Origin of the sequence: Chitinophaga sp. SYP-B3965 (assembly GCF_009647655.1) — a bacterium.
Taxonomy (GTDB): domain Bacteria; phylum Bacteroidota; class Bacteroidia; order Chitinophagales; family Chitinophagaceae; genus Chitinophaga.
Window position 1 is genome coordinate 737,403 of the sequence record NZ_WJFD01000002.1, and the last position, 14,347, is coordinate 751,749.

Annotated in this window: 12 protein-coding genes; 6 read left to right on the forward strand and 6 right to left on the reverse strand. The window is 41.9% G+C overall.

Annotated features, from left to right (window positions below; all coding sequences use genetic code 11):
- Window positions 1-443 precede the first annotated feature (443 nt).
- The 6 genes from GFS24_RS17280 to GFS24_RS17305 all read left to right on the forward strand — a co-directional run bounded on the left by GFS24_RS17280 (window position 444) and on the right by GFS24_RS17305 (window position 8,805).
- Window positions 444-3,785 (forward strand): methylmalonyl-CoA mutase family protein, encoded by a 3,342-nt coding sequence (locus GFS24_RS17280; protein WP_153661419.1) that lies wholly within the window; start codon window positions 444-446, stop codon window positions 3,783-3,785.
- 378 nt (window positions 3,786-4,163) lie between these two features.
- Window positions 4,164-5,942, forward strand: a complete 1,779-nt coding sequence (locus GFS24_RS17285; RefSeq protein WP_153661421.1) for a hypothetical protein — start codon at window positions 4,164-4,166, stop codon at window positions 5,940-5,942.
- Window positions 5,943-5,991: 49 nt separating this feature from the next.
- Entirely contained in the window at window positions 5,992-7,074 is a 1,083-nt protein-coding gene (locus GFS24_RS17290) for a PA0069 family radical SAM protein (protein WP_153661423.1), read from the forward strand.
- A 196-nt stretch (window positions 7,075-7,270) separates the two neighbouring features.
- Window positions 7,271-7,603: a hypothetical protein gene (locus GFS24_RS17295; protein WP_153661425.1), complete on the forward strand. Its 333-nt coding sequence runs from the start codon at window positions 7,271-7,273 to the stop codon at window positions 7,601-7,603.
- Between the two features lie 8 nt (window positions 7,604-7,611).
- A complete protein-coding gene (locus GFS24_RS17300) occupies window positions 7,612-7,962 on the forward strand; it encodes a hypothetical protein (RefSeq protein WP_153661427.1) in 351 nt (116 codons plus the stop codon).
- A gap of 237 nt (window positions 7,963-8,199) precedes the next feature.
- Window positions 8,200-8,805 (forward strand): hypothetical protein, encoded by a 606-nt coding sequence (locus tag GFS24_RS17305; protein WP_153661429.1) that lies wholly within the window; start codon window positions 8,200-8,202, stop codon window positions 8,803-8,805.
- Window positions 8,806-8,888: 83 nt separating this feature from the next.
- On the opposite strand, the gene GFS24_RS17310 is transcribed toward GFS24_RS17305, so the two are convergent.
- The 6 genes from GFS24_RS17310 to GFS24_RS17335 all read right to left on the reverse strand — a co-directional run bounded on the left by GFS24_RS17310 (window position 8,889) and on the right by GFS24_RS17335 (window position 14,288).
- Window positions 8,889-9,455, reverse strand: a complete 567-nt coding sequence (locus GFS24_RS17310; RefSeq protein ID WP_153661431.1) for a DUF6169 family protein — start codon at window positions 9,453-9,455, stop codon at window positions 8,889-8,891.
- A gap of 9 nt (window positions 9,456-9,464) precedes the next feature.
- The gene (locus GFS24_RS17315; RefSeq protein WP_153661433.1) at window positions 9,465-9,659 is read right to left on the reverse strand and encodes a hypothetical protein; all 195 of its coding nucleotides are present in this window, start codon (window positions 9,657-9,659) and stop codon (window positions 9,465-9,467) included.
- 413 nt (window positions 9,660-10,072) lie between these two features.
- Window positions 10,073-10,717: a class I SAM-dependent methyltransferase gene (locus GFS24_RS17320; RefSeq protein WP_153661435.1), complete on the reverse strand. Its 645-nt coding sequence runs from the start codon at window positions 10,715-10,717 to the stop codon at window positions 10,073-10,075.
- Between the two features lie 4 nt (window positions 10,718-10,721).
- Window positions 10,722-11,717 carry an NAD(P)-dependent alcohol dehydrogenase gene (locus tag GFS24_RS17325; RefSeq protein WP_153661437.1) on the reverse strand — a complete coding sequence of 332 codons (996 nt, stop codon included), beginning with the start codon at window positions 11,715-11,717 and terminating at the stop codon, window positions 10,722-10,724.
- A 12-nt stretch (window positions 11,718-11,729) separates the two neighbouring features.
- The gene (locus GFS24_RS17330) at window positions 11,730-12,563 is read right to left on the reverse strand and encodes an ion transporter (RefSeq protein WP_153661439.1); all 834 of its coding nucleotides are present in this window, start codon (window positions 12,561-12,563) and stop codon (window positions 11,730-11,732) included.
- Window positions 12,564-12,668: 105 nt separating this feature from the next.
- A complete protein-coding gene (locus GFS24_RS17335; RefSeq protein WP_153661441.1) occupies window positions 12,669-14,288 on the reverse strand; it encodes a WG repeat-containing protein in 1,620 nt (539 codons plus the stop codon).
- Window positions 14,289-14,347: the final 59 nt, after the last annotated feature.

A 14,347-nucleotide genomic window follows, 5' to 3' on the forward strand; every position in this document is an offset into this window, starting at 1 on the left:
GGAATCACCCCATGAAATTTGTTTTTTAACAAAATTTTAAGTAAGATTGTGTAGGATATACACAGTGTATCTTTTTTCTATTGATTCCGTAGCCAGACAACCAAAAATCTTAAAAAGACTAGCAGAGTAATTTTTCACAAACTATTTAGAAAACCCAGTCACTCGTCACAGTAGCCACTAAAGGTGGTTTCAAAAATATTTTTATATATCGCGTTTTATCGATTCCACGTTATGAATTAGCAGGATTGATGTCTAATTTCATTTCTCCTGCTGAAGAGGCTGTTTACGAAGGTTCGTTCCTTTCTATGCAGCCTCTTTCGTTTTTATCCACTTATAACCGATCGCTGTTAAACAATTTCCAAGGATTATTACTTCTTGTTCAATTGATACTAATTCCCCGCTGCAACGTGCCACAGCCGCTATTTTCGTAACTTGCATTCCTTATGTCATATACACCACAACACAAGGTTCGCATAGTTACAGCGGCCGCTCTTTTTGATGGACACGATGCTGCCATCAATATCATGCGCCGGATCATGCAAAGTACAGGAGCAGAGGTGATCCATCTTGGTCATAACCGTTCTGCCGCAGAGATCGTTGATTGCGCTATCCAGGAAGATGCGCAGGGTATTGCCGTAACTTCCTACCAGGGAGGGCATATTGAGTTCTTCAAATACATGTATGACCTGTTGAAGGAAAAGAACTGCAGCCACATCCGCATTTTTGGTGGTGGCGGTGGTACCATACTTCCGGTGGAAATTGAAGAGTTACATGCCTATGGCATCACCCGTATTTATTCTCCGGACGATGGACGGAAGTTTGGTTTGGGTGGCATGATAGAAGACGTGATCCGCCAGTGTGATTTTGAAACGGTGAAACAAGGTGAGTGGGACCTGGCCAAAGTGAAACTGGCACAGGATGCTTCGCCTGAAATTGCGAAAGCGATCACCTATGCAGAGAACTATGCCATGAATGGTCAGCTGGCTGGTTTGAAAGCCCTGGCGGTGGCGGAAAAAACTCCTGTACTTGGTATAACAGGTACCGGCGGCGCCGGAAAAAGCAGCGTGACGGATGAACTGGTTCGCCGCTTCCTGCATGAATATGATAATAAAACGATCGCGGTTATTTCTGTAGATCCCTCCAAGAAAAAAACGGGCGGTGCTTTATTGGGAGACCGGATCCGCATGAACAGTATTCATCATCCCCGTGCTTACATGCGTTCCCTTGCTACCCGCGAAAGTGATAAGGCTATCAGCCTGCACATCCAGGAAGCAATAGACATTTGTAAAGCGGCGCACTTTGATTTTATCATCCTGGAAACTTCTGGTATCGGGCAGAGTGACACGGCGATTGTGGATTACTGTGATGTGTCCTTGTATATTATGACGCCGGAATATGGTGCTGCCTCTCAACTGGAGAAGATCAACATGCTGGATTATGCAGACCTGATAGCCATTAATAAATTTGATAAAGCGGGTGCACTGGATGCTTTGCATGATGTGCGCAAACAATATAAACGCAATAATCTTCTGTGGGAAGCAAAGGATGAGGACCTGCCGGTGGTTGGTACGATTGCTTCTCAGTTCAATGATCCTGGTGTGAATCAGTTATTCGGCAGGCTGATGCATAAGATCGTAGAAAAAACAAATGTGCATTTTGGAGAAGATCAGCCGGATAAACCTGTTTTCGAAACGTCTACCAAATCGTTGATCATTCCTCCATCCCGTGTGCGTTATCTTGCGGAGATCGGTGAAAGTATAACCGCATATGGTAGTTGGGTGAATGAGCAATGTGCTATTGCTACGCAATGGTACCAGGTGGAAGGGGTGTTGCAGGTGCCGGGGCTTTCACAAGTGGAAGAACTGGAAGAGATCAGCCAACATCTGCAATCACAGCTGCATGCGGATTGTAAAGCATTGATCACGGGCTGGCCTGCTTTGCAGGAAAAATATACGGCTGATCATTATGCTTTCCAGGTGAGGGATAAAGTGATCAAATTGCCGTTGTATACAGAAAGTCTTTCTCATTCCCGTATTCCTAAAATTTCATTACCACAATACAAAGACTGGGGAGATATCCTTCGCTGGCAGTTAACAGAAAACCTGCCGGGAGAATTTCCTTATGCGGCAGGTGTATTTCCGCTTAAACGTGAAGGGGAAGATCCTACGAGGATGTTTGCGGGAGAGGGTGGTCCGGAACGTACGAACAAACGGTTTCACTATGTGTCTGTAGACCAGCCGGCAAAGCGACTTTCCACGGCTTTTGACAGTGTGACTTTATATGGAGAAGATCCTGCTTACCGTCCGGATATTTATGGGAAGGTGGGGAACTCTGGGGTGAGTATTGCTACAGTGGATGATGCGAAGAAATTATACAGCGGGTTTGATCTGTGTGATCCCAAAACTTCTGTATCCATGACCATCAATGGCCCCGCGCCTATTCTGCTGGCTTTCTTTATGAATGCGGCTATTGATCAGCAGTGTGAGAAATACATTGCTGAGAATGGGCTGACGGAGAAGGTGAATGCGATCATTCATAAAAAATTTGCAGATCATCCACAATATGCCGGTGCATTGCCGAATGGTAATAATGGCCTGGGACTTCAACTGCTGGGGATCTCAGGGAGTGATGTATTGGAGCCGGAAGTATATGAAAAGCTGAAAGCGCATGCATTGAGTACAGTGCGAGGAACTGTGCAGGCGGATATCCTGAAAGAAGACCAGGCACAGAATACCTGTATCTTCTCTACGGAATTTGCTTTGAAGCTGATGGGTGATGTGCAGGAATATTTCATCACGCGTAAAGTGCGTAACTTCTATTCTGTGAGTATCTCCGGATATCATATTGCGGAGGCGGGCGCTAATCCTATTACGCAGCTTGCGTTTACTTTAGCGAATGGTTTTACTTATGTAGAGTATTACCTGAGCCGTGGTATGAACATTGATGATTTTGCGCCAAACCTTTCTTTCTTCTTCAGCAATGGTATGGATCCTGAGTATGCGGTGATTGGTCGTGTTGCCAGGAGGATCTGGGCGAAGGCGATCAAGTATAAATACAAAGGGAATGATCGTTCGCAGAAACTGAAATATCATATTCAAACTTCTGGTCGCAGTTTGCATGCGCAGGAGATAGATTTCAATGATATCCGTACTACTTTGCAGGCGTTGTATGCGATCTATGATAACTGTAATTCGCTGCATACAAATGCTTATGATGAAGCGATCACTACACCTACGGAAGAAAGTGTTCGTCGTGCGATGGCGATTCAGTTGATCATCAATAGGGAGTTGGGTACGGCGAATAATGAGAACCCTAACCAGGGGAGTTTCTTTATTGAAGAATTAACGGAGTTGGTGGAAGAGGCTGTGCTGGCTGAGTTTGAGCGGATCACAGAACGTGGGGGTGTATTAGGAGCAATGGAAAGGATGTATCAGCGGAATAAGATCCAGGAAGAAAGTTTGTATTATGAATCACTGAAACATACGGGGGAGTTTCCGATCATTGGGGTGAATACTTTTCTGAATAAAAATGGGTCGCCTACGGTGATACCGATGGAGGTGATCCGTTCTACGGAGGAAGAGAAGGAGTTTCAGATCAATACGCTTTTGTCCTTCAAAGAAAGGCATGCGGCGCATGCGGATGCTAAGCTGAAGCGGTTGCAGGAAGTAGCGGTGCAGAATGGGAATCTTTTTGATGAGTTGATGGAGACGGTGAAGTATTGTTCCCTGGGGCAGATTACGAATGCGTTGTATGAGGTTGGAGGGCAGTATCGGAGGAATATGTAGGCTGGGAGTTTGCCGCGCAGCAAAGGGCGGAGGTTTTTTCTTTTTTGTGGAAGATGTTTTTTGTAGAGAGGGTTCCTTTTTGTGAGGATGTTTTGGCAGGAAGCATGCCGCGCAGCAAAGGGCGGTATTTTATATTTTTTTGTGGGGATGTCTTTTTATAGGGCGGTTTCTTTCTTTTTGAGGATGTTTTTGGCAGGAAGCATGCCGCGCAGCAAAGGGCGGAGGTTTTTTCTTTTTTAGTTTGTAGAGAAAAGAACCAACCGTACAAGTGAGTGACACAACGGCGGCTCAATAGATAACTAATGCCTGCTACATAATTAAAATACAAAAGCCTGGGTACCCAATACCCGGGCTTTTATATTTTTGTATCTTTCCGTTATGCAACCGGCAGCAACTTATCAACAACGCATCGAACTATTTAAGAAACAACTGGCACAGACAGAAGGGCATCTGAAGAACCTAAGTGTGGCGCGCCTTGTATGTTTCGTAGGTATATCATTCACCGGCTGGCAATACATTGCCACTAGTTTTGAACTGATCTGGATACTCTTTGTATCTGCCCTCGTGATCGCTTTTGTAGCATCTCTTGTGTTCTACCAAAAGGCGAAAGACCGGCAGGCATTACTGCAGGGGCTTCTGCGGCTGAATGAGAAAGAGTTGCGCGTGGTTACGGAACAGATCGCGGACTTTGAAGATGGGGAAGAATTCATTAACGATCAGCATGATTTTTCCGGCGACCTGGATGTATTTGGGCCTTCTTCCCTTTTTCAATACTTAAACAGAACGGGTACTTATACGGGCAAACAACGTCTGGCGAGCACTTTGCAAGATCCATTGATGGAGCCTTCAAAGATCCTGGCAGTGCAGGATGCCGTGAAAGTTTTATCTGCGGAAATAGATTTTCGTCAGCATTTTACAGTGCACGCACAATTAGCGGATGAAGGGAAGGACGACGTAAAAGGGATTCAGCAATGGCTGGATGCGCCCATGGAATTCATTCATAAGAAAGCGCTGTACATAACCAGTTGGGTGATGCCTTTGCTGGTACTGGCGGGCATTGTGTATTATGCGGTAACGGGTAATTATGTGTACTTCCTTTTGTCCCTGATGGTGAACTGGTGCATCCTGCTGCTGCATGTGAAGAAAGTAATGGCCATGCACAACCTGCTCTCCAATAAAGAAAAGGTACTGAAGAAATTCGCGATGCTGTTACAGATGATCAAACAGGCGGACTGGAAAGGATCTTCCCTGTTACAGGAACAACAGCAAACAGCAGCAGAAGCAGGTAAAGCATTACATCATTTAGCGAAGATCAGCAACCAGCTGGACCAACGCCTTAACTTACTGGTAGGTGTGGTACTTAATTCTATCATGCTGTATGATCTGCATTGCGCCTTCCGTTTAGAGCGCTGGAAAGAAAGATATAAAAATAAATTAGGTACCTGGATCGGTGTTATCGCACAACTGGAAACGGCTAACAGCATTGCTTCTTTTGCTTATAACCATCCGGGTTATGCTTATCCGCAGATCACTGCCAAGCAGGGTGTGAAAGGTACTGCCATTGGGCATCCGTTGATTCCGGCTGGTGAAAGTGTAATGAATGACTGCAGCATCGGGCATGGGGAACAGTTCTTAATTATTACGGGTTCTAACATGTCCGGCAAAAGTACTTTCCTGCGGAGTGTGGGCGTGAACTGGTTATTGGCCATGACAGGCGCGCCGGTTTGTGCTGCTGATTTTTCCTGCAGTCCCCTGCGGATTATGACTTCCATGCGGATCAAGGATTCCATTGCGCGGCATACTTCTTATTTCCAGGCGGAATTGTTACGCCTGCAACATATTATAAAGGTGCTGCAAACAGGACAGCCGGTTTTTATTATTCTGGATGAGATCCTCAAAGGCACGAATTCAGAAGATAAATTATCCGGCTCGCAACAGCTGATCCGGCATTTCCTGCGTTACAGCTGTTTGGGCATGATTGCCACGCACGACCTGGAACTGGGTGCCCTGGAAGCAGAAAATCCGGATAACATCAGGAATTATTGTTTCGAGAGTTCCCTGGAGAATGGGCAGCTGCACTTCGATTACCGTATGCGGCCTGGTATTGCGCGAAATAAGAATGCTACTTTCCTCATGAAACAGATGGGAATTATATAATTTGTGATTGCTAATAAAATTAGTACATTTACTAAAATTATTAGTGTCTATGACGCTCCCATTTACCGACACACCATTAGAAAATCCGTACTACAAAGGGAGAGGCGCCCAACTGAACCCTAAAAACAAATTCCTGGCGGAGGAATATGCCAAGGAACATCCGGAAGGTATCGACGAATGGTGGCAGGCAGATGTGCCTACCCAGATCTTCGAGGAACATTCCAAAACCCTTGTCAATAAAGTGGATAGTCCGGATGTAGGCATGTGGTATTCCATGAATCCCTACCAGGGATGTGAACATGGCTGTATCTATTGTTATGCCCGCAATTCTCATCAGTATTGGGGTTTCAGTGCAGGCTTGGATTTTGAAAGAAAGATCGTAGCCAAAACCAATGCACCTGAGCTGCTCCGTAAATTCCTGAACAATAAGAGCTGGGTGCCCAAACCACTTTCGCTGGCCGGCAATACAGATTGCTACCAGCCGCTGGAACGTAAGATGTTCCTCACCCGGCAATTGCTGGAAGTAGCCTGGGAATACAAACAGCCCATCGGTATCATTACTAAAAACTCCCTCGTTTTAAGAGATAAATATATCCTGCAGCAAATGGCGGAACAGAAACTCATTTGCGTATATGTATCCCTCACTTCTTTGCAGGAAGATCTCCGGCAGAAAATGGAACCGCGGACAGCTACTGCCACACAGCGTTTGCGGGTGATCAAGGAATTGTCTGATCTGGGGGTTCCGGTTGGTGTGATGACGGCGCCTATTATTCCTGGGTTAACAGATCATGAGATACCGCGTTTGCTGGAACAGGCTGCTAACAATGGTGCAAAGTATGCAGGGTATACTGTGGTGCGATTGAATGATGCGGTGAAGATCATTTTCAACGATTGGCTGTATAAGAATTTTCCGGACAGGGCGGATAAAGTGTGGCATTTGATTGAGAGCATGCATGGCGGGAAAGTGAATGATAGTGATTTTGGGAGACGCATGCGGGGCGAAGGGAATATTGCAGAGTTGATCAAACAGCAGTTTAAGCTGCATGTGAAGAAGCAGGGGATGAACCAGGAAAGGTTTGAGTTTAATACTTCTTTGTTTTTACGGCCTACGAGTCAGTTGAGGTTGTTTTAGGTAGGGCGAAATGCGATTTTGTTTTTTGATATGCATCTTGATTTTCGAAATGCATATCTTTTTATTTGGTATTCACTTACTCTTATTATATAAATATAACTGCTGCTATCAAGCTTCATCTCTATTAACTTTAGAATAACAGGAAATAGGTATTATTGCTTATACTTTCGCATGAATATTTATAAAAGAGATTATAATGAAGAAATTATCTAAAGATTTTTCTTTTAACTATCAAATTAATAATACTATTTATATTATCTACGGCAGTTACTTTTCTGAACCTGATGCTGATTGGATTAATAAAGACGCAGTTCAGGATATGTTCAAAGTGAAATTTAGAGTACAGGGTAGCGATCTTCCGGAAATATTCACAGACCTTAACCCGGTATATATTCGGGAAGTGGATAACATTTGGTTTACAGGCAACATTGTTAACCAGCGCTTTGATCCTATTAGGAATTCATTTCTTGATGATCTAAAGGATGTTATTATTGAGAGGTATAAGGCAGATGAAAAGAAGGTAAAATAATTCTTGTTATGGAGCATTTACAAAAAACTTATTCTTTTTCCGTTTCGGATAATTTTAATAGCATTAAATTTTCTGGAACAATTGAAAATGCTGTTCCTGAGACGGTGATTAAAGGATATGAAAATTACTTGGTATTTATTGTATCGTTCATAACTGATCAATTTATAGAATCTGCTCCCTTGAAACGATCGAATAATTTGATGTTTTTGGTTGGCTCGGGTGAAGATTTAAAGCTGGGTACCATTATCAACGATAGTTTCAACGAATTAGATGAAGAGAATCTATTAGTTCGTGGTATAAAAGCTAAGTTATTGGAGATTATTTTGATATCACCCAGCACTGGACATTTATCCAATTAACTTTTGTATCAGGCGGGTTCGTTGAAAAAAATTAACCGCCTTGAAGGTAAAGTTTCCACCGGTTTCTGTTTTATTATTTTTTGCAAAAAGAGATAGTGACTTATTACCATGCTTAATCTTGACCAAAAACCCTTTAACTGGCTCCCTTTCCGAAAGGGAGATTTACTAGATTTGACAGCAGAGTATCTTATTTCTTTACTGAAAAATTTGGACCTACAATATGGAATAATATCAGGCATGGCTGAAGAAATCACTGAAAATTTAAGTACAATCGAATTGCTAGATTATCCTCCAGGGTTTTTCCAAAGAATCGATCAGTTTATAGATAATTATTCAAGGCTAGTGAAAAGCATAAAACTATCACTTGGCGATAATGTCGGTAGAGCAAAAAGCCGGCATACTATCCTATCCTACTTATCATATACTCCAAATTCCACCCTGCAGAATGCAGTTATTCACAGTGTCCGAAATACAGCTCAGCATTTTGAAGAAAGATTGCAGGATCATTATGGTACAATTAATTCATTTGCTGAAATTCAGTATAAAGGAATGTATCCTGCCTGGACATTAAAATTTGGAAATGGCGGGTATACAGCAAGCGGTGGATATGATAAAGTATTAAAAGAAGACTTCAGTATCAAGTTATTATTCTTTAGTTCCTATCAACAACAAGGATCAGTATTATCTCCAATAGAAATTAACATTTATGAGGTTTGGTTAGATATAATCCAGATTAAAAATCTTCTTGAGATCAATTTAGATAAAGCAATCAGAGAAAATTCAATTTGTTGCCCACCTGTTAGAGAAGTGAGTATAATGATGATTACGGAAAATGGTATTTAATCCATATATACTACTCTTGAATTTAAATACTTCTTTTTTTTAAGGCCTAGTAGTCAGTTGAGATTGTTTTTTAGATAGGAATTTTATGAATTTTGGCTACGTACAACATTCATAAGCTTTCCTTGTACGGCTTGATTCTCCATAAAATTTTCAAAAGCGGTAGGATAAACTTCAAAATTAGGATTATCGGTATGAATTAGCAGTCCTAGATAGTAAGGTTGAATACCGATGTCTTCTCCAGTTATTTCGTAACTAAACATAACCCAATTTTCTAATTGAGATTCATTATACCATTTCTCAGTGAATAACTTATGCCTTGCAGCTTCTTTTTCATCTTCACTATCACATATAAAGAAATATATAGGAAGAATGCCTTTGGTAGTAATGAAGTTATCAATAATATGTTGAATAGTTGGTTTTACTAGTGAATCATACTTTTGCTGACCATTTTCTGGCGGGGCTTCTAAATAACTTTTCTTTATACTTATTTCATAAGTTAATCCAGAGTTCAACAGAATTAAATCATCTTGATCAAACCGACTTGATCCGTTGTAAAATTCAATAATGTAAAGGCATCCTAAATCTGTGGGGAAAACAAAATTTTCAGAAGGTTCATTGATTGGCCCAGGAGCATAAGGATAAATGGGCATAGAATGGAACTATAAATTTTCAGATTTTACAACAGTGGTGGAATTCCTGCTTTTAACTTTTTTTAATTGCTCTACGAGACCTGAATGAATGACCGCTTGTTCAGTATCATGCATACGCTTCTCCCTTTCTTCTCCGAACTGCCTAACTTTGGCATGGAAAGAACCCTGAGTATTAGAAATTTTTTTGGCAACTATCTTTTTCATATTACTACAAATTTAATGCTTTTCCCACTTATCTGCAAATATAAGCAGTTGTCTATGAAAACTACTCAATACACCTTTTTTACATTTAACATGCTGATAATTAATTGGTAATAAAGTGTGCTAATTTTGAATATCGATGGTAATAATGGGATGCAAATAATCTTTAGTATGGACGAAAGATCTTAAGCTGACCGCGTCAAGAGGTTTGCAGGAAATCATTGAAAAGGATATACAAAATTTGAAACCATTGGATATATCTATACTTTCTTACAATTTCGGAATCGAATTCCGAAATTGTAAGAACTGTTATAATGAATTGATAATCATTGTATTGATTTTGCTACAAAAAGATGAACAAATGAAGAAAGAAAACGAGCTGTTTGGGGCTTTTTAAAGACAGAAGAGTTCAGTTGTTACTTCTTCTCCGCCCAGATATATCCACGCTTGCTTTGATATTCCTCTTTGTTGGGGTATCGTTCCAGGGCTTCGATTATTTCAAAGCCGGTCTGTTGAAGTAATGTTATGATCCGTTCTGTTTGGAAATAGTATAAGTCTATATCCACTGGTATATCGTGCGCTGTATCATAATGTACTGTTTCGTCTCCCACGTGAAAGGAGCATAAAAAGTGGGCTCCGGTTTTCAGCACCCGGTTTACTTCACTGAAAGCCTTTCCTATCTCTTCATAAGTAAAATGCACAATTGCATAGAATGCGACGGCACTGCCGAAGTGGTTTGAGTCGTAGGAAATATTCAGCAGATCGCCGGTTTCAAATTTTATTTTCGGATGGAGTTTTCGGGCTTCTTCGATCATGGCTTGAGAGATGTCAATGCCTGTGATATCTTTTATATCATTATCGTATAGGAATCTTGTGGTTTGTCCGGGGCCGCAACCAAAATCGGCAAAGGGGCCTTTATGTTTGTTAGCTGTGGCAAACGCTTTCAGTAACAATGGGTCGAATGTTTTTTTGGACAATTCATCGTGGCGTTGGGCGGCATAACTTTCTGCTACCTGGTTGTAGGTTTGGATGATCTTTTTCTCTTGTGGTTGCATTTTCATCGCTTTATTTTTCTAATACCAATCTCGCCGGCATATTCTGCTTTCTGAGGATTTCTATCGCTTTATTCATTTCAGAGAAGGGCATCACATCTACGAGACCTTCTATATTATGCTTTGCCGAAAATGCTAACATATCGATCATGTTTTTGCGGCTGCCAACATAATTTCCATAGATGGTACGCTGGGCGTAATCATACAATAAGCCGAGGCTGATGGGCTGCTTCTCCAAAGGAGACGCAACCAGGCACAGTTTTCCCGTTGGTTTTAATACTTTTAAATAAGCGTCTATGTTGAAGTCTACGTTTAACGTGGAGAGGATGAAATCAAATTTTCTGTGTAGTTGTGATAGATCATTCTTGCTATCTACATATTCAGCGCCGGCATCTTCAATCATTTCCTTTTTGCCCGGAGAATGAGAGAATACGGAAACCTTATGTCCCATTTTCTGAAGGAACTGGACAGCCAGTAAACCAAGTCCCCCTGCGCCCAGGACACCAGTAACAGCATTGGGTTGCAGATCTGCTCTGCTGATGGCTGAATATACTGTTATGCCGGAGGACATTAATGGGGCTGACTTTGCGGAGTCCAGGTTTGTGGGGAGTTTAAATACGAATCTGCTGTCCGTGATAATATGATCTGCTAAACCGCCGTAACAGTTCACGGCTATCACTTTCTGATCCTGGCAAAATTGTTCGTTGCCCTGCCTGCAAAACTCACATTCAAAACACGCTTCCTGCTGGTAACCGATACCAACGCGATCACCGGTTTTCAGATCAGTAACATCTGATCCGATATTTTCTACTATTCCAACAATTTCATGACCCACAACCAGTGGGAAATTTGCATCGCCCCAATCATCATTCAGGAATTGAATATCGCCCCTGGCGATACTGCAATGCGTTATTTTAACCAATGTATCATTTTTACCAAGCTCTTTCTCGTAGTAGAAGGGTTCGGGGCTTCCGCCTTTCTCTTTAACTGCGTACGCTTTGATCTTCATGATTGTTTTGTTTTAAAGTTTCGCTGAACAGTATTTGCAAAAGCGGGCGTCGTGATCATGGCCTTCTCTGCCGCAGGATGGGCAGGCCTGGCTTTCTTGTTTTTGGCTTTTGGCTGCCAGGGCCATTTCTGTGGTAACGATGCCGGTGGGTACTGCTATGATGCCATAACCCAATAACATGATGAAACTGGCAATTAGTTTGCCAAGTGGTGTAACAGGGGCTATATCTCCGTAACCTACTGTTGTTATCGTAACAATGGCCCAGTAAACGGATTGCGGAATACTGGTGAATCCATTGGTGCGGCCTTCTACCAGGTATATTACAGAACCCAGGATAACAACGGCACTGATCACAAACAAAATGAAGATGCTGATCTTCCGGAGGCTACTGATCACTGCTACATGTAAAAAACGCATCTCTGAGAGGAAATGAACCAGCCTGAAAATCCGGAATACTCTTAATAACCGCAGTGCCCTTAGTACCAGTAAAGATTGTGCTCCGATATATATAAAGCTCAGGTAGCTGGGAATGATAGCGAGCAGATCTATAATGCCTAATATGCTGAACATATATTTGAATGGCCTGCGGATGCAGATGAGCCTTAGGATGTACTCTATTGTAAACACCACAGTGAAAAACCATTCCATGAAGAAGAAGAACCTGCCATAACTTTCGTTTAGTTCTTCCACACTGTCCAGCATGACTATTACGATGCTGATAATAATAAATGCCAGCAAAGTAGTGTCGAATATTTTTCCGGCGGTGGTGTGGGATTCGTAGATGACTTCATGCAACCTGGATTGCCATGAGCGAACGGCTGTATTATGTGGGCTTTCCTGTTTCATGCATGAATTTACTGAAAAAAGGAGAAAGGGGCCATTAAAGGGGCCAATGGGGCCATAAAGGCGCCAAAAGGGGCCATGCTTTCCAAACTGCCCTATATTATTTGATTAATCCGCCATAGAAGGAAGGTTAAACGCTTTCCAGAACCCATCTACCCTCATCAATCCACCAAGTTTGATCTTCACTTCCTTATCTCCTGCTTTAAATGTTGTAGAGCCAACCACGCTTTCTACGCAGAATTGTTCACTTTGTAAATAGGTGATGCCGTTATCTACGTATTGCAAATTCTCTAGCTTTCCGGTGAAACGCTTCAGTCTATCAAACCACATGGTGGGAACATCTTCCAGGGCATATGCTTTCTTTCTGAGATCATAGAGAAGCGATGGGTCTTTGAAGCCGCTGCGCTCTAAAAAGGATACGGTGTGTTTGTCTGGTGTTACGTTATTACAGAATGCACGGATGATAGAATCGTTTTTTGAGTTCATGGCTGTGGCGAATGCTTCGAGTAGCGTTTTTAAGTCGGTGTAACCGCGTGCGTCTGATGAGCTGAATTTGCCTTGGTCTCCATACGCATTGATGATGCTCATTTGATCTCCTTTAAAAACACTGGCTTCTCCGTCTATGTAAATACCGATATTATCATAGACTTCCTTTGTAATGATGCGGCCTTGTGCATCTATTACTTTACACTTGCCATTGGTGCAGGCTTTATAAAATCCTCCTGAGATACTTTGGATATCGTCATACTGAAAAGCAACCACTTGCTTTTTTGACAGGTCTATCAATCCATATTTCCCTTTTGCCATTGCGAGCAATGGTTGTTTGGGGTCTTTCAGTGAAAAGAATTTCAGATGATCGTATTGGATGGGGATTATCAATTCGTTTTTAGTATTGATAATGCCATATTTATTGTTATTTACTACAATGAAATTCCCTTCGCAGGCATCTGTTATTTTATCATAGAGAGCGGCTGTGTATGTTTGTGTTTTTGAATCCCAAACGCCTTTTTTTGAATTGTTTGTAATGATGTAATATGGGGTGTTTTTTAAAGCGTTGTTCATGAAACGCTCAATGGAAGTATACTGAATAGGTAAGAGGACTTTTCCTTCTTTTGATATAAATCCTTTTAGCCCTTTGGAGGCTACCTTGTACACATTACCAATTGATCCCATTTCCTCATATTGAAAGGGGATCTTTATCTCTCCCTTCAAATTGATCATTCCCCATTTTCCTGCTTTTGAAGCCGGGAAGGAACTGCTTTTATCAAAGTATATATGTTCGTATACTAATGGCAGTATGGTTTTGTGATGTATATCGATAAAACCGGACAACCCATTTTTCTTTACCTGGAAGATGAAATCCTTATCTGAAAGCACGTCTTCGTAAGGATCATTAGAGGAGATATTATGGAACAGCAACTGCTGGTAATCAAACGCTATTACTGTTTTCCCCTGCCCATCCAACACACCATAGTTCCCATTTTGCTGGGCAATAAAGTAAGGGAAGGCATCGCCGATCTTTTCGATGTTATCGTATTCAAAGGGGATCAGGGTTTCCAGGGTTCTGGTATTGGCCAGGCCCATCTTGCCATTACGCATGGAAGGGCTTACATTTTTGTAAGGGAGACTTGCCGGGTCCTTGTATATAGGTGTCTCTTTTTCAACGTTTTGTTGGGAATAAGCGGTGCCGGAAAGCAGGCAAAGGAGGATAAATAATGGCCATTTCATAGTCAGGATAGTAGGTTTTCATTTCAAATTTACTGTTTTCCTGCTGTAACTTATTGCCA